The sequence below is a fragment of the Pseudomonas sp. PDM22 genome, from assembly GCF_014851965.1.
Classification (GTDB): Bacteria; Pseudomonadota; Gammaproteobacteria; order Pseudomonadales; family Pseudomonadaceae; genus Pseudomonas.
The window spans coordinates 278022-297009 of the sequence record NZ_JACVAR010000005.1; the positions used below are offsets into that span (position 1 = coordinate 278022).

Below are 18988 nucleotides of genomic sequence, written 5' to 3' on the forward strand. Positions count from 1 at the left end.
GACAGACCTTGCGCGGAAAACTCCTGCGCAAGGCACGCATCCAGGCGCAGGGAAAAAGGAGCGAGCCTCACCTGGCAAGGAAGGCCCGCCCAAGCAAAACGGTGGTGCATATCCAGGCACAGTGATCCGCTTTCGCAGGACAGTCCGTACCAGGCCTTCCCCCTCACCCCAGCCCTCTCCCAGAGGGAGAGGGAGCCGTCCGTGCCGGCTGACGCAGCGATTTCAATCTGCACCAGACCAGTCCCCTCTCCCTCCGGGAGAGGGTTAGGGTGAGGGGCTCTTGCACGTCACTCCTGCGCATAAACCACATGCGTATGCGTGTACTCGTACAACCCATGCTTGCCATCCGCACCGCCGATGCCGGACTTGCGGGTACCGGCGTGGAAGCCCTGCATCGCCTCGAAGTTCTCGCGGTTGATGTAGGTTTCGCCGAAGTCCAGCTCACGGCTGGCCTTGAGCGCGGCGCTTAGGTTGCGGGTGTAGATCGACGAGGTCAGGCCGTAGTCGCTGTCGTTGGCCAGGGCGATGGCTTCGTCGAGGTCGTCCACCACCTGGATCGGCAGCACCGGGCCGAAGATTTCCTTGCGCATGATCTCCATGTCGCCCTTGCAGCCGGCGAGCACGGTGGGCTGGTAGTGGAAGCCCTTGCCGAGGTCGGCCACGGCGCCGCCGGTGATGATCTGGGCGCCCTGCCCGGTCGCCGTGCGGACCATCTGCGCGACCTTGTCCAGGCCGATGCGGTTGACCAGCGGGCCCATGTCGAGGTCCGCCTGCACGTTCGGGTCGCCGAAGCGGGTGGCGGCCATGGCGGCGGCGATCTTCTCGATGAACTGGTCGGCCACCTGGCGCTGCACGTAGACGCGCTCGGCGCAGTTGCACACCTGCCCGGTATTGATCACCCGCGAGGCCTTGATGGCGTTCACCGCCAGCTCCAGGTCGGCGTCGGCGAGGACGATGGCCGGCGCCTTGCCGCCCAGCTCCAGGTTCAGCTTGGTGATGTTCGGCGCGGCCGCCGCCATGATCCGTGAGCCGGTGGCGACGCTGCCGGTGAAGCTGATCAGGTCCACCCCGGCGTGGCTGGTCAGCGCACTGCCGGCGCTGGCCCCGGTGCCGCCGACGACGTTGAAGACGCCGGTCGGCAGGTCGGTCTCCGCCACCAGACGGGCGAACTCGAAGCAGTTGATCGGGGTTTCTTCGCTGGGCTTGACGACGATGGTATTGCCGGTCAGCAGCGCCGGCGCCATCTTCCGGGCGATGAGGAAGAACGGGAAGTTCCACGGCAGGATGCCCGCCACCACGCCCAGCGGCTTGCGCAGCAGGAAGATGTGCTCGCCGGCGCGGTCGCTGGTCAGCACTTCGCCTTCCAGGCGGCGCGCCCACTCGGCCATGTAGTCGAGGTAGTCGGCGGTGAAGTTCACTTCCACTTCCGCCAGCGCCGGCACCTTGCCCTGCTCGGCGGTGATGATCTTCGCCAGGCGCGGGGCATTGGCACGGACCTTCTCGGCGATCTTGCGCAGGAAGCCGGCGCGCTCGATGGCGGGCCTGGCCGCCCAGCCCTTCTGCGCCGCGCGGGCGGCGCCGATGGCGCTGTCCACCTGGGCCGCGCTGGCCTCGGGGATGCGCGCCAGCAGCTCGCCGTTGGCCGGGTTGTGTACCTCGATCAACGGCTCGCCAGCGACGAAACGGTTGTCGATGAAGTGCTGGTAGGTTGTCACGTCAGTCATGGGTTGCTCTCCGGTTTGACGGTCACTTGGCGGCGGTCTTCTGCGCGCCGGCCAGTTGTTCCTTGAGGTCGTAGGCGCGCTTGATCAGGTACTGGTGCACGGCCTCGGCCTGCTGCAGGTCGAGGTGGCCCTGGAACGAGGGCATGCCGTCGGGGATGCGGCCGCCGTAGATGATGCCGAGGAAGCGCTGGTGGTTTTCCGCGCTGAGGGTGCGCAGGTCGGGCACCACGCCGCCGCTGATGGCGTTGATGCCGTGGCACTGCGAGCAGCTGCCGTTGAACAGCTCGCGGCCCTGGTCGATCTGCGCGGTGGTGCCGGTCAGCGCCGGCGGCTCGGGCTTGCGGTCGGCCCACTTGTAGTTGATGTCCGGCAGCTTCGCGGTGCCGCCCAGCTTGTAGGTCAGCACCTGGGCGTTGGGCTTGACCCCGGCGCGCAGCGACAGGGCGCCGGCGAAGGTGGAGAAGGCGCCGCCCCAGCCGGCCATGAAGGTCACGTACTGCTCGCCATCCACCTCATAGGTGATCGGCGCGGCCATCACGCCGGTGTTGGCCGGGGATTCCCAGAGCTTCTTGCCGGTCTCGGCGGCGTAGGCCACCACGCGGCCGTCGGCGGTGCCTTCGAACACCAGGTTGCCGGCGGTACTCAGGGTGCCGCCGTTGAAGATGGTGCTGTAGGGAACTTCCCAGCGCTTTTCCTGCTTCACCGGGTCCCAGGCGATCAGCTTGCCGGTCCAAGTGTCGGCGATCTTGCGCAGGCCTTCGGGGTCCTCGGGCATCATCCCGGTGTTGACGTCGAGCTGGTAGATGCTCTTGAACTTGGAGCGCGGTGGCGCGCCTTCGACGTCCTGGTACATCGCCGACATGATGTGCGCGGGGATGTACACCAGCCCCGTGTTGGGGTTGTAAGACATCGGCTGCCAGTCGTGGGCGCCCCAGAAGGCCGGCTGGATCAGGCGCGCCTTCTTCTCCGGGTCCTTCCAGTAGTCGGAGACCTTCTCGTTGCGGATCGGCCGGCCGGTCTTCATGTCGATGCCGGTGGCCCAGTTGATCGGGATGAAGTTCTTCGCCGAGAGCAACTCACCGGTCGCGCGGTCGATGACGTAGAAGAAGCCGTTCTTCGGCGCCTGCATCAGCACCTTGCGCTGTTTGCCGTCGATCTCCAGGTCCACCAGCATGATGTGCTGGGTCGCGGTGTAGTCCCAGGCGTCGCCGGGTGTGGTCTGGTAGTGCCAGACGTACTCGCCGTTGTCGGGGTTGATCGCGACGATGGACGAGAGGAACAGGTTGTCACCCTTGCCTTCGCTGCGGATGCGCGGGTTCCACGAGGAGCCGTTGCCGACGCCGATGTACAGCAGGTTCAGCTCCGGGTCGTAGGACATGGAGTCCCACACGGTGCCGCCACCGCCCTGCTTGTGGTAGTTGTCGCCGAACCAGGTCTTGGCGGCGATTTCCATGCCCTTGCCCTTGGGCATTTCCTTGGGGTCACCGGGCACGGTGAAGAAGCGCCAGTCCTGCTTGCCGGTCTCGGCGTCGTAGGCGGTGATGTAGCCGCGCACGCCGAACTCGGCGCCGCCGTTGCCGATGATGACCTTGCCCTTCACGATGCGCGGCGCGCCGGTGATGGTGATGCTGCGCGTCGGGTCGCTGCGGGTATCGACGCTCCACACGCGCTTGCCGGTCTTGGCGTCGATGGCCTCCAGACGGCCATCGAGCACACCGACGTAGACCTTGCCCTTCCACACCGCCACGCCACGGTTCACCGCGTCGCAGCAGGCTTCGCCGGCGCGGCTGCGGTCGGACTGCGGGTCGTACTTCCACAGCTGCTCGCCGGTGCGGGCGTCCAGCGCGTAGACGATGGAGAACGGCCCGGTGGTGTACATCACGCCATCGACCACGATGGGCGTGGCTTCCACGCCACGGTCGATGTCCAGCTTGTGGCTCCAGGCCAGGCCCAGGTTGCCGACGTTGCTCTGGTCGATCTTCTTCAGCGGGCTGAAGCGCTGCTCGTCGTAGGTACGGCCGGTGGACATCCAGTTGCCCGGCTCGCTGTTGGCGGCGGCGATGCGCTTGCCATCGACGTTGGCCGGGACTTCAGCAGCCTGGAGATTGGGGGACAGACCGGCCATCAGCAGGGAAGCGGTCAGCAGGGAATGACGCAGGGTGGGTTGCAGGCGAACGGAAGGCACGTGCAGGCCAATCGATCTCATGGAGGTTCTCCGATTCTTGTTGGTGCCGCAGATCGTTCGCCGCGGCTTGGAAGGCTCAGAGCAACCGCTGTGCCAGGGTTGCAGGAGTACGCTGAAGGCCCCGTGCTTCCTGGCCTCTGGCATTCCTCACGGGATGTGATGCGGCTGTTGCGGGCGCTACAGGTGTTGCGCGGGACAGCGGCAGGTGTTGCGCGAACGGGACGTTGCGAACGCACTTGTAGGATGGGTGGAGCGCAGCGATACCCATGCTGTCGGCTCACGAAAGACGATGGGTATCGCTGCGCTCCACGCCATCCTACGCAGAGTTGGCCGGCGAGTTTGGCGCGGGTGGATGCAGCGGACCTTGCTCGCGAACCGGAACCACTTGGGAAAAAGAAAACGCGGCAGAAGCCGCGTTCGACGAAGGCCGTCGCCCATGGAAGTGGGCACGGAAGCGGACGGCCGCCCGAACGGGCGCGTCGACACAAGGGATACCCGGTGGAGTGCCGGGCGGTACACCAGAGAAGGGAGCCGGCGAACCTGATGGGGTAAGGTCCGCCGGCTTGCAGCAACGCCTTAGAAGAAGCCCAGCGGGTTGATGTCGTAGCTCACCAGCAGGTTCTTGGTCTGCTGGTAGTGGTCGAGCATCATCTTGTGGGTCTCGCGGCCGACGCCGGATTTCTTGTAACCGCCGAAGGCAGCGTGCGCCGGGTACAGGTGGTAGCAGTTGGTCCACACGCGGCCGGACTGGATGCCCCGACCCATGCGCCAGGCACGGTTGATGTCGCGGGTCCAGACACCAGCGCCGAGGCCGAACTCGGTGTCGTTGGCGATCGCCAGGGCTTCGGCTTCGTCCTTGAAGGTGGTCACGCCCACCACCGGGCCGAAGATTTCCTCCTGGAACACACGCATGCCGTTGTGCCCTTTGAGCAGGGTCGGCTGGATGTAGTATCCGCTGGCCAGGTCGCCCTCCAGGCGCTCGCTGGAGCCGCCGGTGAGCAGCTCGGCGCCTTCGCCCTGGGCGATGTCGAGGTAGGAGAGGATCTTCTCGTACTGCTGCTGCGAGGCCTGGGCGCCAACCATGGTGTCGGTGTCCAGCGGGTTGCCACGCTTGATCGCCTTGATCTTCTTCATCACCTCGACCATGAACGGCTCGAAGATCGACTCCTGCACCAGCGCCCGCGACGGACAGGTGCACACTTCGCCCTGGTTGAAGAAGGCCAGCACCAGGCCCTCGGCGGCCTTCTCGATGAAGGCCGGTTCGGCCTGCATGATGTCTTCGAAGAAGATGTTCGGGCTCTTGCCGCCCAGCTCCACGGTGGACGGGATGATGTTCTCCGCCGCGCAATGGAGGATATGCGAACCGACCGGGGTGGAGCCGGTGAAGGCGATCTTGGCGATGCGCTTGCTGGTGGCCAGCGCCTGGCCCGCTTCCTTGCCGAAGCCCTGGACGATGTTCAGCACACCCGGCGGCAGCAGGTCGCCGATGATCTCGGCCAGCAGCATGATCGACAGCGGCGTCTGCTCCGCCGGCTTGAGCACCACGCAGTTGCCGGCGGCCAGTGCCGGGGCGAGTTTCCACGCGGCCATCAGCAGCGGGAAGTTCCACGGGATGATCTGTCCGACCACGCCCAGGGGTTCGTGGATGTGGTAGGCGACAGTGTTCTCGTTGATCTCTGCGGCGCCGCCTTCCTGGGCACGGATGCAGCCGGCGTAGTAGCGGAAGTGATCGGCGGCCAGCGGCACGTCGGCGTTGAGGGTCTCGCGCACGGCCTTGCCGTTGTCCCAGGTCTCGGCGACGGCGAGCTGCTCCAGGTTCTGTTCGATACGGTCGGCGATCTTCAGCAGGATCAGCGCGCGGTCCTGCACCGAGGTACGGCCCCAGCTGCCGGCCACGGCGTGGGCAGCGTCGAGGGCACGTTCGATGTCTTCGGCGGTGGAGCGCGGAAACTCGGCGATGACTTCGCCGTTCACCGGGGAGGTGTTGCTGAAGTACTGGCCCAGCACCGGCGCGACGAACTCGCCGCCGATGTAGTTGCCGTAGCGCGGCTTGAGGGTGACGACGGCGCCTGGGGTTCCGGGTGCGGCGTAGATCATGGGGTGCTCTCCTGTCGGTTCCCGGCCTCCATCGGCCAGGTCATGGAGCGATCTTAGGCAGCGCCCTTCCCGACCCGGAATGCACCCATGGGAGTGGTGGGTTACTCATTTGGTAGTAGATGCGGTGGGCGTGGCTGTTTGTAGGGCGGATAACCCGGAACGGGTTATCCGCCGATACCACGCTGGCGGATCGCGGGCATGGCTAGCTCCTACAGGTTGAGTTTCGCGCCAGCGCAAAAGCAAAGGGCCGGCTCAATGGCCGGCCCTTTGCCTAGATCAAACGAACCTCACTTCTTCGCCACCAGATCCTTGGGCAGCTTGAAGGTCCAGATCATCCCGCCCTGGTCGAGGTCCTTGATGCGCTTGGCCACCTCGCCACCCCACAGGGGCACCGCGCCGCCCCAGCCGGAAAGCACGGTCACATACTGCTCGCCGTCCATCTCCCAGGTGATCGGCGAAGCGATCACGCCCGAGCCGGTGTTGAACTGGTAGAGCTTCTTGCCGGTCTTGGCGTCGAAGGCCATCAGGTAGCCCTCGGGGTTGCCGGTGAACACCAGGTTGCCGTGGGTCGCCAGCACGCCGCCCCACAGCGGCGCGTAGTTCTCGTAGCGCCAGACCTGCTTGCCGGTCTTCGGATCGATGGCGCGCAGCACGCCGATGTACTTCTCGTTCAGCGGCTTGATGGTGAAGCCCGCGCCGAGGTACGCCGCGCCTTTCTTGTAGGCGATGTTCTCGTTCCACATGTCCATGCCCCACTCGTTGGACGGGACGTAGAACAGACCGGTGTCCTGGCTGTAGGCCATGGGCATCCAGTTCTTGCCACCCAGGAAGGACGGCGCGACGAACACCGAAGTGCCCTTCTCACCACCCTCGCTCGGAGCACCCGGACGGTGGGCGTCGTCGTAGATCGGCCGGCCGTTCTCATCCAGGCCCTTGGCCCAGGTCACCTTGTCGACGAAGGGGAAGCCACGGATGAACTTGCCGTTGGTGCGGTCGAGAACGTAGAAGAAGCCGTTGCGGTCAGCGGTGGCCGCGGCCTGCACGGTCTTGCCGCCGTCCTTGTAGTCGAAGGACACCAACTCGTTGACGCCGTCGAAGTCCCAACCGTCGTGCGGGGTGGTCTGGAAGTGCCACTTGATCGAGCCGTCTTCCGGGTTCAGCGCCAGGCGCGAGGAGGAGAACAGGTTGTCGCCCGGACGCAGGTGCGAATTCCACGGCGACGGGTTGCCGGTGCCGATGAACAGCGAGTCGGTGCTCGGGTCGTAGTAGCCGCCCAGCCAGGGCGCGGCGCCGCCGGTCTTCCACAGGTCGCCCGGCCAGGTCTTGCCCGCCTCGCCGCCGGAGATGCCGTTCTCCACCGCCTTGCCGTCCTTGTATACGTAGCCCATGTGGCCTTCCACGGTCGGACGGCTCCACAGCAGCTCGCCGTTGGTGGGGTTGTAGGCCTCGATCTTGCCGACCACGCCGAACTCGCCACCGGCCACGCCGGTGATCAGCTTGCCCTTGGCGATCAGCGGCGCGGCGGAGATGGAGTAGCCGGCCTTGTAGTCCGCCACGGTCTTCTTCCACACCACCTTGCCGGTGTCCTTGTTCAGCGCGACCAGCTTGGCGTCGAGGGTGCCGAAGATCACCAGGTCGCCGTACAGGGCCACGCCACGGTTGATCACGTCGCAGCAGGGCATGATGCCGTCGGGCAGGCGCGCGTCGTACTGCCAGAGCTTGCGACCGGTGCGCGCGTCGGCGGCGAACACCCGCGAGTAGGAGGCGGTGACGTACATCACGCCGTCCTTGATCAGCGGTTGTGCCTGCTGGCCGCGCTGCTTCTCACCACCGAAGGACAGCGCCCAGACCGGCCGCAGTTCTTTCACGTTGTCGCTGTTCAGGGTATTGAGCGGGCTGAAGCGCTGGCCCTGCTGGTTGATCCCGTTGACCACGACCTGGTCGGTACGCTTGGCGGAATCGCTGATGTCCTGGTCGGTCACCCCGGCGTGGGCGCCCAGGGAGGCCAGGCTGATGGCGGTGAACAGCACGGTGCGGGCGAAAGGTTGAAGCTGTCTCATGGCGGTGCGCCTCTGCGATTGTTGTTGTACCCGGGGAATTTCCCCGGTCTGTCGCAGATTCTTGGTTTGGTGGGCCGCACCAACAATTGAACGCAGTGCCGAATTTCCTAGTTCCTTGGTAGCAATACCGGGCCGCGAAGGCGCGGAAATAGCGGCGTGCGTAGGAGCGGACTTTGTCCACGATGGCATCCGGCGCGATGCGGACCTTTCGCGGAAGGAGTCCGCTCCTACGTTTCCGGAAAGCTGGGCATTTCCTGCAGGAACGGGCGGCCCCGCAGCGGAGTTGTCAGCGAGCGTATGGGTACGAAAGCGCCGTCACTGCTCGTCGACGCGCGGCAGCGCCTTCTGCTCGTAACGCGGATAGAGATGGCTGACGCTGCGGATCAGCTCGTAGCGCGTCAGGCTGACACCGGCGAAGCGCTCGGGGATGGGCGTGCGCAGGAGGTCGTTCATGTCGGCGCCCTGGGCGATGCCGTCGCGCATCACGCCATCGAGCCAGCCGAGGTAGTCGCGCATCTGCGCAAAGGGCGCCGCATCGGTGGCGACGGGGCCGTGACCGGGAACGATGAGCTTCCAGGGCAGTTCCTGCAGCGTGTCGATATCGCCCAGCCACACATCCAGCCCCGGACTGTTCGGCGTGGTCAGCGCGCGCTGGTAGAAAACGATATCGCCGGCGAACAGCACGCCGGTGGTCTCGTCGAGTATCGCCAGGTCCGCGCCGGTATGCCCGCGCAGGCCGACCAGCCGAAACCGGTGACTGCCCATCTGCACGATACCCGGCTCCACGGCCTCGGTGGGCAGCACCACCTCCGTGCCGCGCATCCAGTCGCCGACCAGGCGGTACATGTTCTCCGCCATGGCGTTGCCCTGCTCTTTCAGCAGCTTGCCGGTGCCGGCCAGCGCACCGATGGGTACATCGATGAAGGCCTGGTTGCCCAGCACGTGGTCGGGGTGGTGATGGGTGAGCAGCACGCGCCTCACCGGCTTGCCGGTGGTTTGCTGGATCAGCGCACGCAGGGCTTCGCCGTAGCGTTTCGACGGGCCGGTATCGATCACCAGTACGCCGTCGCCAGTGTCGATGAAGGCGACGTTGACGATGGCGCCACCGTTGTCCTTGGCGAAGTTGTCGGTACTGCCCTCCACCAGCCAGGTGCCTTCGGCGATCCGCCGGGGTTCGAGGTGGTACTGCAGGTCAGCGAGTGCCGGCAGGCACAGGCAGGCCAGGGCGAACAAGAGGAAACGCATGGGCACCTCGTCAGCACAGGGCGGCGGCAACTCGGTGCGGCGTCAGCGCAGAGCGGCCTGGAATTCGTTGCCGTTGTTGTCGTGCAGCCAGAGCTGCGTGTGCGGATGACCGCGCACCTCGAAGGTGAAGGTGGGGTTCTCGCTCACCGCCGGGAACAGGTCCAGGCGGGCGAAGATTTCCCCGTCCGGCCCACGCAGCTCGGCGTGATCCAGGTAGAACTCGGGGATGCCGCCGACCAGCCCGTTGTCCATCGGGTGCGAGACCGACAGGCGCACCCGGCTGTATTCGCCCCTGGCGAAGGACTCACCGTGCACCTGGCCGAGGCGGTCTTCCCAGCCCGGCTGCGCACGCACCACGCTGGGCGCGGTGCAGCCGCCACCGGCGGCATCGATCCAGGCCGAGCCGACATGCCAGACACCCTTCTCGTCCCGCAGCGCGGCGCGGATCGGCGTGGCCTGCTCGATGCGGATGCGCACCGCCAGCAACGGCTCCAGATGCTCGCCCGGATAGAGCGTCAGCACATGGGGAATCGGGTTCAGCTCGGCCCACAGCAGCAGCCGATCGAAGCGCCCCGGCAAGGCGCGGGCGTCCACTTCCACCGGTACCTGGCGGGCGTCCTCGGCGAACGGCGGCACGCCCAGTTTCACCCGCTCATCGAAGACGTAGGGTTCGCCATCGAGCAGACGCTTGTGGTGGTACTCCCACATCACCGAGGGCATCGGGTCGCCCTCCACCGCCGCCGCCAGCAGCGGCAGCGCGCAGATCCCGAGCAGCAGTTCGCGCCTGTGCATCATCTCTCCCTCACTGCACGTCCTGGTAGAGCCCCGGCAGTTCGTAACGCACGCCGTAGGCCGCGTAGAGCTTTTCCATCTCGCCGCTGCGCACCAGCTCCTCCAGCTCGCCGTCCAGGGCGTTGGAGAGCTGGCGGTTGCTTTCATGCACGGCCATGCCGATGTCCCACTCGGGCTGACCGAGGTTGGGATAGGTGTTTTCGGCGTTCTTCAGGTGCTCGTCGGCGGCCTGCGCGCGCATCCAGTCCAGTTCGCCACGCAGAGCCATGACTGCATCCACCTTGCCCGCGCGCATGCCGTCGAAAGCTGCCTGGGTACTGGGGAAGTGCACGGTCATGCGGCTGAGCTGACCGCCCAGCACCGAGGTCAGGTAGAAGGACGGCACGCTGTCCAGCTCGACGCCGATGGGGTGTTCGCGAAACGCCGCGATGGTGTCCACCTCAGGCAGCCGGCGATCGTCGCTGACCACCTGCCAGCGCTCGCGCTGGTAGGGGCCGAACATCACCACCTGTTCGTTGGCGAATTCGCCGACATCGTTGCGCCGGTTGGCGTACTGGCGGTCGTAGGGCACACGCAACATCACGTCGGCGACCACGCCGGGGCGCAGGTAGTGGCCCTTCCAGATGAAGTTGCGCAGGTCGTCATCCAGGCGCTCGCCGGGCGTGACCCAGAGGAACTCCGCGCGCAGTCCCAGGCCGCTGGCCAGGTGTTTTGCCAGGTCGATGTCGACCCCGCGCGGCTGCCCGCCCTGCATGAAGCTGTAGGGCGGGAAGTTCTCGTACACGGCCACCCGCAGCACGCCGCTGGTGACCATGTCCTCGTAGGGGCGAACCCCGGCCTGCGCCTGCCCCAGCAGCAGGCACAGGGCCAGGCTCAGGAGTGCGTCGATCAGCAGAGTGGGCAGGCGCATGGCGGTCACTCTTCCACGTGCACGCTGTCCAGGTAGGTGCGGATCGCCCAGAGGCCTTCCTGGCTGATGTAGTCGGCCATCTTCGGCATGTACACGGCGCCGTCGCGCACCGCGCCGTTGATCACCCGCTCCTTGAACCACTCATCCCCTTCGGCGCCGACGTCGAGCATGCGCAGGTCGGGGGCGATGCCGCCGGACTTGGCCTCCAGGCCGTGGCAGCGCGCACAGTTCTGGTTGTAGGCCGAGGCGCCGATCTCCACCGCCTTGGCGTGGTTGGCATAGGGCTCGCGGTAGGGGTTGGTGTCGCGCCATTCCTTGCCCAGCGGTTCCAGCCCCGAGGTATCCACTGCCTGGGGCGTCACATTGCCGTGGGACAGGGCCAGACCCGAAACACCCAGGCCGGCCACTAACAGCAGGCCACACAGCACGTTCTTGTTGTTCATCACTTCATCCTCTCATCGAGATGCTTGGCAAGGCACGGCGCCCGGAACGACGCCTGTGATGAGATGGTAAGAACGCGCGGCCGGCGGCCGAATCCTGCTTTGGATGCTCCCGCCTACTCCCTTGGTACTAGAACGGCGGTCGGCCATGACCGTTGAATGGCCGCCATTGGTCTGCCGCTATTGCCGGGAATTGGCTATTCGAAGGTAGCGGCGCGAGGGGTAACTTAGCTCCATTCCCGCACTAGCGCGGGCCCTACTGGAGATCGCCATGAGCGCACGAATCGAATGGCCCAAGGCCGCCCCTGACGCCTACAAGGCCATGCTCGGCCTGGAGCAGGCCCTGGCCAAGTCCGGGCTGGAAACCTCGCTGCTGGAGCTGGTGCGCCTGCGCGCCTCGCAGATCAACGGCTGCGCCTACTGCGTGAACATGCACGCCAATGACGCACGCAACGCCGGCGAGACCGAAGCGCGGCTGCAGACCCTGAGCGTCTGGGAGGAAACCCGCTTCTTCACCGAGCGCGAGCGCGCCGCGCTGGCCTGGGTGGAAAGCCTCACCCGTCTGCCGGAAAAACACGCCCCGCAGGACCAGTTCGACGCCCTGCGCGAGCAGTTCAGCGAAGCCGAGATCGTCAACCTGACCCTGGCGATTGCCACCATCAATGCGTGGAACCGCTTTGGCGTCGGCATGGCGATGGTGCCCTGAGCAAGTTCGTGCCACTGCTGTCCCTCACCCCCGCCCTCTCCCAGAGGGAGAGGGAGCTGTCCGTGCCGGCTGACGCCATGGCCTCACACTGCACCGGGCGGTCCCCTCTCCCCCTGGGAGAGGGTTAGGGTGAGGGCAGGCGCCGCGCAGGAATTCGTGAAGATTCCACGCTCGCATCGCGCGGTACGAACGGCGTTTCCCCTGTAGGAGCGGGCCATGCCCGCGATCGCGCCCATGGGGCGCTCCTACAGGGGAATCCGTCGCTTATCAGCCTTCGACCAGCTCCACCTGCTCCGGCTCGCGCTTCATCAGAACGCGGCCATTGCGGATCGAGTACAGCGCCTTGGTCTGCTGGCGCACCGCTTCGTAGTCACTCTCCACACCCAGCACCAGCAGGTTGGCCGGACGGCCGGCGGCGATGCCGTAGCGAGCACCCAGGTTCAGCGCACGGGCGCTGTTGTCGGTGACCAGGTCCAGCGCGCGCTGCAGGTCATCGAAGCCCATCATGTGGCAGATGTGCAGGCCGGCATCCAGCACGCGCAGGATATTGCCGTTGCCCAGCGGGTACCACGGGTCCTTGATCGAATCCTGGCCGAAGCAGACGTTCATGCCGGCGCGGTCGATCTCGGCCACGCGGGTCACGCCGCGGCGTTTCGGGAAGGTGTCGAAGCGGCCCTGCAGGTGGATGCTCTCGGTCGGGCAGGAGACGAAGTTGATGCCCGAACGCTTGAGCAGGCGGAACAGCTTGGAGCAGTACGCATTGTCGTAGGAGCCCATCGCCGTGGTGTGGCTGGCGGTGACGCGACCGCCCATGCCGCGCACGCGGGCTTCTTCGGCGAGCACTTCGAGGAAGCGAGAGTTCGGATCGTCGGTCTCGTCGCAGTGCACGTCCACCAGGCAGCCGGTGCGTTCGGCCAGGTCCATCAGGAACTTGATCGAGCTGACGCCCTGCTCGCGGGTGTTCTCGAAGTGCGGGATGCCGCCAACCACGTCGGCGCCCAGGCGGATCGCCTCTTCCATCAGCTCGCGGCCGCCCTCGTAGGACTCGATGCCCTCCTGCGGGAAGGCAACGATCTGCAGGTCCACCAGGTGCCGCGCTTCTTCACGTACCTCCACCATGGCCTTGAGCGCGGCCAGGGTCGCATCGGTCACGTCGACGTGGGTACGCACATGCTGGATGCCGTGGGCGGCCAGCATGCGGATGGTGGTGTGGGCACGGGACTTGGTGTCATCAAAGGTAATGGTTTCCTTGCGCTGGGCCCAGCGCTCGATGCCCTCGAACAGCGTGCCGCTCATGTTCCATTCCGGCTCGCCGGCGGTCAGGGTGGCGTCGAGGTGGATGTGCGGCTCCACCAGCGGGGCGATGGCCAGGTTGCCGCGTGCGTCGATGTCGTCGCCGCAGGCCTCCACGGTGCCGGCTTGCTGCACGACCTCGGCGATGACGTCGCCTTCGCAGCGGATGGTGAACAGGCCGGTCTGCTTGCGCAGCGAGGCGTTGATGATCTTCATGGGCTCGTAGGTCCTCTTCAGGCTATTCGTGGCGCGGCGCATTGGACATGCGCCAGATGAGCAGCGCCACGGAGGTATTCAGGCGGAACTGCGCGTCGTCCAGGGACTGGCCGCTCAGGGCCTCGATGCGCGCGATCCGCTGGTTCAGGGTATTGCGGTGGATGCCCAGGCGCTGTGCCGCCCGGAGCGCGTTGCCGCCTTCCTGGACGAGCGCGTCGAGCGTCTCGATCAGCAGGTGCGGCTGTTTGCGGCCCGCGTCATTGAGCGGGCCGAGGGTGTCCTTCATGAACTGCTCGACCACCGCACGATCGGGGATCGCCCGCAGCAGGCGCAGCACGCCCAGCTCACGGTAGTCGCAGAAGCCGGCGGGCGCCTGCATGCCTTCGGCGACGTCCAGCGCCTGGCGGGCCTCGAGCAGCGCGCGGGGAAACTCGGCGCAGGACTCGGCGCGGGCGGACAAACCGAGATAAGCACGCAACGGCGCGAGTTCCTGCTGCAAGCCGGCGGCCAGGGCGTGCAGTTCGGCGCGCTCGGCACTCCTGGAATCATCCAGCAGCAGGACGAACAGGTCACCCTGGATCACCACCGGCAGGCGCTCGGGGCGCTCCTGCTGCCAGTTCTCCAGGTGGTCGAGCAGGCGCTGGCGGGTCAGTTGCAGCGCGCGCTCGGCCTCCTCCGGTTCCTGCTGCTGGAACAGCGTGTCGACGCCAGACAGCCGCAACGCCACCAGGCGCCGTGGCGTCTCCACTGGCAGTTCCAGGTGCTGGGCGCGACGGCGGACGATCTCCAGGCTCGGGTAATCGCCGCTGAGCAGTTGGCCGAGGATGTCGCGGCGCGAGGTCTTCACCTGGGTCATCTGCACCAGCGCCGTGCCGATCAGGTGGGTGACGATGACCATCTTCAGCGCGTAGGGCTGCTCGATCAGCGGCAGCCCTTGAGTCTCGGCCAGATGAACCACAGACAGAGGGATGCGCTGGATGAACTCGTCGCCGGTGAGGATGACGATGCCGGCGATGCCGCTGGCGACGCCTTCGCGCACCAGCTGCAGCAGGTTGGCCTCGTCACGGCTGTGGTTGATGCCGGTGACGAACACCAGCTCGCCGCCCATCACCCAGTCGGCGATGCCGACGTTCTCCGCCACGTAGGACCAGCGCACGCTGCGATGCACATTGCGCGCGCCGGCCCGCAGCGCGAGGCTTTCCAGCCCCGGCAGACGGAGGATTTCCTCGACGCTCAGGCTCAAGCGCGCGGCTCGGTCACTGGCGCACGGGCGCGGGTGACTTCGGTGAGGACGATGTAGCAGATCGCGGAAGCGGCAATACCCACCAGCGGTGCGATCCACGGCGAGGCGCAGGCCAGGCCTGCTCCGACCGCGTAGGACACCAGGCCGGTGACGTTGAACGCCGGAATGTGGCTACCCACCAGCGCCGGGTATTCACCCCGGTTGCGGTACCAGTAGTCGGCCATGATCACGCCACCCAGCGGCGGGATGATCGAGCCCAGCAGCACCAGGAACGGGATCAGCCATTCGTACATGCCGCCGATGGCGAGGATGATGCCGATGCCGGCGGCCAGCAGGGTCATGGTGCGGCGACGCTCGCTGCGCACCAGGTGGCAGGCGGCGGCGGATACGTTGTAGATGGTCGGGCCCTGGATGGTCCACAGGTTCAGGCAGAGCATGATCACCGCAGCGAAGGACAGGCCCTGCAGCACCATCACTTCGACGATGTCGGCGTTCTGGTAGACGATGGCGCACCAGGCGCCGGCGACGATCATCAGGCCGTTGCCGATGAGGAACGCGACCACGCTGGCGATCACCGCGATGCGCCCGCTGCGGGCCATGCGGGTCCAGTTGGTGGCCTGGGTCGCGCCGCTGGCGAAGGTGCCGAAGACCATGGTCACGGCGGCGGAGAAGGTCAGGGTCTGGCTCGGCTCCTTCGCCAGCAGGCCGCTCCAGCCACCGGCGTGGTTGGTCGCGATGACCATCGATGCCACCAGCAGGATGAACATCAGCGGCACCGACACGCGGGACATGATGTCCAGGCCCTTGAAGCCGATGATCGCAGTGATCGAGAACAGCAGGCCGAAGACCACCATCAGCGGAATGTTCAGCCACTCCGGCAGGGACAGCATCTTCACCAGCACGATGGCCACGGTGGCGGTGCCCCAGGCGTACCAGCCCAGTTCGGCGAAGCCGAGGAGGAAATCGGACAGCTTGCTACCGCGCTCGCCGAAGCAGAAGCGCCCCATCAGCACGGTGTTCAGACCGCTGCGCGAGGCGATCAGGCCGAGGGCGGCGGCGTAGATGGCGAGCAGCACGTTACCGATGAAGGCGACCCAGAGCATGTCGACGAAGTCGAAGGCCATGCCGATCTTGCCGCCGGCGAACATGGTGCCGGTGAAGAAGGTGAAGCTGAACAGCACCATGGCGATGGGCAGCAGGCCTTTGCGCCCTTCCCTGGGCGTGGCGCTCAGGGGGAACTCACTGGGGGAACTCATCGAGGGGGGATCTCCGCGAGGATTGGTTGAGGACTCCCGGCACAACGCAAATAGCGGGCCGGAAAAGCCAATCAGGAACGACGCGGAAATTTTGAGCATGTCGAACATTGTGAACTGTTCACAATGCACACTTCCGGTGGGTGTTACGGCGTTTCAAGATAGCTCAAATGTGCATTGTGCGGATTTTCGGGGCACGATGCAGCTTTTTCGCACCAAAACCTGACGAAGCCTTGATCCATGTCTGTGCCGTTCGGCGGATTTCCCGCCTCCAAACGCAACGGCAGTCTGCACTTTCTCCCTGCGACACCCTGTCACCCCCAGACAAGGAAATGGCACGGACAACAAGTCCGCTGCAAACCGACGCAGGCAGACTCTCCTCAATGTTCCGTCCGCTGTCCGCCCCTGGCAGACGGCCCGATAACAACCGATAGCCCGCCAACAAGAAAAAGGGAGTACCCGCCAATGAGCGTCGCCAGGTTCCTCGCTCCATCGGTCCTCGCGCTGAGCACGTGCCTCGCGATGGGCGCAGCGCACGCCGAGCTGCCGACCGAGAGCATCGGTGAGACAGTCTTGCCGTTCCCGCCCTCGCCGCACCGCGCCTACATCGTCGACGTGGAGTTCGAGAACTTCATCGCCGGCCGCGTCACCGTGGTCGACCCCGAGCAGAAGAAGATGCTCGGCATGGTCAGCACCGGCTTCGTCGCTCCGTCCACCCTGAGCCACGATGCGAAGACCCTGTACTCGGCCGACACCTTCTACTCCCGCGGCACCCGCGGCGTGCGCACCGACGTGCTGACCGCCTGGGACACCTCGAACCTGCGTCCGAAGTGGGAAGTGGAAATCCCGGCCAAGCGCGCCTCGATCCTGACCCAGAAGTACGCCCTGGGCGCGAGCTCCGACGATCGCTTCGTCTACATCTACAACTTCACCCCGTCCACCTCGGTCACCGTGGTCGACACCCAGGAGAAGAAGGTCGCCAGCGAAATCGCCATCAGCGGCTGCGTGCTCAACTACCCGGTAGGCAAGCGCGCCTTCGCCTCGCTGTGCGGTGACGGCCAACTGCAGATCACCAAGATCGGTGACGACGGCAAGGAAACCGGCCGCAGCCAGACTCCGTTCTTCGACCCGAACAAGGAGAAGCTCAACGAACGCGGCCTGGCCGTGGGCGAGACCTACTTCTTCGTGACCACCGACGGCATGGTCAAGCCGGTGGACGTCTCCGGCGACAAGCCGAAGATGCTGCCGAGCTGGTCGCTGACCACCGACGAGGAACGCAAGAAGGGCTGGGGCACCGGCGGCTGGCAGCTGATGGCCGTAGCGCCCAAGCTCAACCGCATGTACGTGCTGATGCACGAAGAGCACAGCGCCGGCAAATGGGAAGACCCGAGCCCGTTCATCTGGGTCTACGACCTGAAGACGCAGAAGAAGATCGGCACCCTGGAAGCGCCCAAGCCGGTGTGGAGCCTGCATGCCACCACCGACGACAAGCCGCTGCTGCTGGGCACCGACATCGAAGGCGGCCTGCAGATCTTCGACCTGAAGACCGGCAAGTACAACGGCGCCATGGACAAGATCGCCAAGACGCCGATCCTGGTCCTGAGCCACTAAAACCACCCCGAGAGGTACGGATATGTTTTCCGATCCGATCCTGATCATCGCCAGTGCGGTGGCCGTTGCGGTGCTGCTCGCCAGCGCCGCCAGCCACAAGCTGCGCGCGCCGATGCGCTTCGCCCGCCAGGTCGAAGACTACGGCCTGCTGCCGGCCTCGCTGGTCGGCCCGGTGGCCCGCGTGCTGCCGGTGGTCGAAGGCATCGTCGCCTTCGCCCTGCTGGTGCCGGCGAGCCGCCACGGCGCGGCCCTGGTCGCCACGGCGCTGATCCTGTTCTATGCCGGCGCCATCGGCATCAACCTCTGGCGCGGGCGCCGCGACATCGACTGCGGCTGCTCCGGCCCCGGCCAGATGCAACCGCTGCGCCCGGTACTGCTGCTGCGCAACGCGATCATCGCCGCGCTCGCCCTGATCGCCTCCTGCGCTCCGCAGGCTCGCGAGATGGGCGTGTTCGACGCCTTCGTGATCCTCGCCGCCAGCGCTGTCGCCCTGCTCCTGTATGCCGCGGCCGATGGCCTGCTGGCCAATCATCCCCGCCTGCTCAAACTCATCGGAAGGTGAACAAATGGAAGGTCTGATCGTTTCCAACATTCTTCTCTGGGTGCTGCTCATCGCCCTCGCCTTCACCGTCATGGCGCTGGTGCGCCAGATCGGCGTCCTCCACGGCCGCATCGCGCCGGCCGGCGCGCTGATGGTCGACAAGGGCGTGGCGGTCAACGAGCCCGCGCCGAAAGTCACCGCCGCCGACCGTCATGGTCGTCCGGTCAACTTCGGTTATGAAGGCGAGCGCGGCCAGCTGCTGTTCTTCCTCTCGCCGACCTGCCCGATCTGCAAATCACTGCTGCCGGCGATCAAATCCATCGCCAAGGACAAGGCCGGCGAGCTGGAAGTGATCTACGTCAGCGACGGCGACATGGCCGCCCAGCAGGCGCTGATCGCCGAGCACGGCCTGGAGAAATCCGCCTACGTGGTCGGCCCGGAAGTCGGCATGACCTACCAGATCGGCAAGCTGCCCTACGCCGCGCTGATCGACAGCAAGGGCATCCTGCGCGCCAAGGGCCTGGTGAACTCCCGCGAGCACCTGGACAGCCTGTTCGAGGTCGAGCACCTGGGCAGCGCCACCCTGCAGCAGTACATGAATGGCCACAGCCACAACGGCGTGCACACCCACGACGCCAGCCACGGCCACAGCCACTGATCACGGAGAGAACA

The 18988-nt window shown here is 66.0% G+C and carries 15 protein-coding genes; 4 read left to right on the top strand and 11 right to left on the bottom strand.

The features are described from left to right. Nucleotides 1–287: 287 nt before the first annotated feature. The 8 genes from aldA to pedF all read right to left on the bottom strand — a co-directional run bounded on the left by aldA (nucleotide 288) and on the right by pedF (nucleotide 11456). Nucleotides 288–1724, bottom strand: a complete 1437-nt coding sequence (aldA, locus tag IB255_RS19215) for an aldehyde dehydrogenase (protein ID WP_081519752.1) — start codon at nucleotides 1722–1724, stop codon at nucleotides 288–290. 22 nt (nucleotides 1725–1746) lie between these two features. Further along, nucleotides 1747–3930: a PQQ-dependent dehydrogenase, methanol/ethanol family gene (locus tag IB255_RS19220; protein WP_081519751.1), complete on the bottom strand. Its 2184-nt coding sequence runs from the start codon at nucleotides 3928–3930 to the stop codon at nucleotides 1747–1749. Between the two features lie 555 nt (nucleotides 3931–4485). After that, nucleotides 4486–6006 carry an aldehyde dehydrogenase family protein gene (locus IB255_RS19225; protein ID WP_081519750.1) on the bottom strand — a complete coding sequence of 507 codons (1521 nt, stop codon included), beginning with the start codon at nucleotides 6004–6006 and terminating at the stop codon, nucleotides 4486–4488. Between the two features lie 287 nt (nucleotides 6007–6293). Further along, nucleotides 6294–8066, bottom strand: a complete 1773-nt coding sequence (locus IB255_RS19230; RefSeq protein ID WP_081519749.1) for a methanol/ethanol family PQQ-dependent dehydrogenase — start codon at nucleotides 8064–8066, stop codon at nucleotides 6294–6296. A gap of 315 nt (nucleotides 8067–8381) precedes the next feature. Further along, on the bottom strand, nucleotides 8382–9311 hold the full coding sequence (locus IB255_RS19235; RefSeq protein WP_081519748.1) for a quinoprotein relay system zinc metallohydrolase 1: 930 nt from the start codon (nucleotides 9309–9311) through the stop codon (nucleotides 8382–8384). A gap of 42 nt (nucleotides 9312–9353) precedes the next feature. Beyond that, nucleotides 9354–10106 carry a quinoprotein dehydrogenase-associated SoxYZ-like carrier gene (locus IB255_RS19240; protein ID WP_081519747.1) on the bottom strand — a complete coding sequence of 251 codons (753 nt, stop codon included), beginning with the start codon at nucleotides 10104–10106 and terminating at the stop codon, nucleotides 9354–9356. A 7-nt stretch (nucleotides 10107–10113) separates the two neighbouring features. Then, nucleotides 10114–11013 (bottom strand): substrate-binding periplasmic protein, encoded by a 900-nt coding sequence (locus IB255_RS19245; RefSeq protein ID WP_081519746.1) that lies wholly within the window; start codon nucleotides 11011–11013, stop codon nucleotides 10114–10116. Between the two features lie 5 nt (nucleotides 11014–11018). Further along, nucleotides 11019–11456: a cytochrome c-550 PedF gene (gene pedF / locus IB255_RS19250; RefSeq protein ID WP_081519745.1), complete on the bottom strand. Its 438-nt coding sequence runs from the start codon at nucleotides 11454–11456 to the stop codon at nucleotides 11019–11021. A 268-nt stretch (nucleotides 11457–11724) separates the two neighbouring features. On the opposite strand from pedF, the gene IB255_RS19255 reads away from it, so the two are divergent. Continuing rightward, the gene (locus tag IB255_RS19255) at nucleotides 11725–12159 is read left to right on the top strand and encodes a carboxymuconolactone decarboxylase family protein (protein WP_081519744.1); all 435 of its coding nucleotides are present in this window, start codon (nucleotides 11725–11727) and stop codon (nucleotides 12157–12159) included. A 267-nt stretch (nucleotides 12160–12426) separates the two neighbouring features. Here IB255_RS19255 and codA read toward each other — a convergent pair whose 3' ends face one another. Genes codA through codB form a run of 3 tightly spaced genes read right to left on the bottom strand, consistent with a single transcriptional unit; the run spans nucleotide 12427 to nucleotide 16167 of the window. Next, nucleotides 12427–13668, bottom strand: coding sequence for a cytosine deaminase (gene codA, locus IB255_RS19260; RefSeq protein ID WP_081519743.1), 1242 nt, complete (start codon nucleotides 13666–13668; stop codon nucleotides 12427–12429). 22 nt (nucleotides 13669–13690) lie between these two features. Beyond that, the gene (locus IB255_RS19265) at nucleotides 13691–14911 is read right to left on the bottom strand and encodes a PucR family transcriptional regulator (RefSeq protein ID WP_081519742.1); all 1221 of its coding nucleotides are present in this window, start codon (nucleotides 14909–14911) and stop codon (nucleotides 13691–13693) included. Further along, nucleotides 14908–16167, bottom strand: a complete 1260-nt coding sequence (gene codB / locus IB255_RS19270; RefSeq protein WP_081519741.1) for a cytosine permease — start codon at nucleotides 16165–16167, stop codon at nucleotides 14908–14910. Before codB ends, IB255_RS19265 begins: the two co-directional genes overlap by 4 nt. A 462-nt stretch (nucleotides 16168–16629) precedes the next feature. Between codB and IB255_RS19275 the strand changes: the two genes are divergently transcribed. The 3 genes from IB255_RS19275 to mauD are packed head-to-tail and all read left to right on the top strand — an operon-like array spanning nucleotide 16630 to nucleotide 18974. Beyond that, nucleotides 16630–17775 carry an amine dehydrogenase large subunit gene (locus IB255_RS19275; RefSeq protein WP_151186973.1) on the top strand — a complete coding sequence of 382 codons (1146 nt, stop codon included), beginning with the start codon at nucleotides 16630–16632 and terminating at the stop codon, nucleotides 17773–17775. Nucleotides 17776–17797: 22 nt separating this feature from the next. Next, nucleotides 17798–18337 (top strand): MauE/DoxX family redox-associated membrane protein, encoded by a 540-nt coding sequence (locus IB255_RS19280; protein ID WP_081519739.1) that lies wholly within the window; start codon nucleotides 17798–17800, stop codon nucleotides 18335–18337. 4 nt (nucleotides 18338–18341) lie between these two features. After that, nucleotides 18342–18974, top strand: coding sequence for a methylamine dehydrogenase accessory protein MauD (mauD, locus tag IB255_RS19285; protein ID WP_081519738.1), 633 nt, complete (start codon nucleotides 18342–18344; stop codon nucleotides 18972–18974). Nucleotides 18975–18988: the final 14 nt, after the last annotated feature.

Bases quoted from the DNA above. Each gene is read 5' to 3' on its own strand.
- aldA (WP_081519752.1), bottom strand. From the start codon at position 1,724: ATGACTGACGTGACAACCTACCAGCACTTCATCGACAACCGTTTCGTC.
- IB255_RS19220 (WP_081519751.1), bottom strand. From the start codon at position 3,930: ATGAGATCGATTGGCCTGCACGTGCCTTCCGTTCGCCTGCAACCCACC.
- IB255_RS19225 (WP_081519750.1), bottom strand. From the start codon at position 6,006: ATGATCTACGCCGCACCCGGAACCCCAGGCGCCGTCGTCACCCTCAAG.
- IB255_RS19230 (WP_081519749.1), bottom strand. From the start codon at position 8,066: ATGAGACAGCTTCAACCTTTCGCCCGCACCGTGCTGTTCACCGCCATC.
- IB255_RS19235 (WP_081519748.1), bottom strand. From the start codon at position 9,311: ATGCGTTTCCTCTTGTTCGCCCTGGCCTGCCTGTGCCTGCCGGCACTC.
- IB255_RS19240 (WP_081519747.1), bottom strand. From the start codon at position 10,106: ATGATGCACAGGCGCGAACTGCTGCTCGGGATCTGCGCGCTGCCGCTG.
- IB255_RS19245 (WP_081519746.1), bottom strand. From the start codon at position 11,013: ATGCGCCTGCCCACTCTGCTGATCGACGCACTCCTGAGCCTGGCCCTG.
- pedF (WP_081519745.1), bottom strand. From the start codon at position 11,456: ATGAACAACAAGAACGTGCTGTGTGGCCTGCTGTTAGTGGCCGGCCTG.
- IB255_RS19255 (WP_081519744.1), top strand. From the start codon at position 11,725: ATGAGCGCACGAATCGAATGGCCCAAGGCCGCCCCTGACGCCTACAAG.
- codA (WP_081519743.1), bottom strand. From the start codon at position 13,668: ATGAAGATCATCAACGCCTCGCTGCGCAAGCAGACCGGCCTGTTCACC.
- codB (WP_081519741.1), bottom strand. From the start codon at position 16,167: ATGAGTTCCCCCAGTGAGTTCCCCCTGAGCGCCACGCCCAGGGAAGGG.
- IB255_RS19275 (WP_151186973.1), top strand. From the start codon at position 16,630: ATGAGCGTCGCCAGGTTCCTCGCTCCATCGGTCCTCGCGCTGAGCACG.
- IB255_RS19280 (WP_081519739.1), top strand. From the start codon at position 17,798: ATGTTTTCCGATCCGATCCTGATCATCGCCAGTGCGGTGGCCGTTGCG.
- mauD (WP_081519738.1), top strand. From the start codon at position 18,342: ATGGAAGGTCTGATCGTTTCCAACATTCTTCTCTGGGTGCTGCTCATC.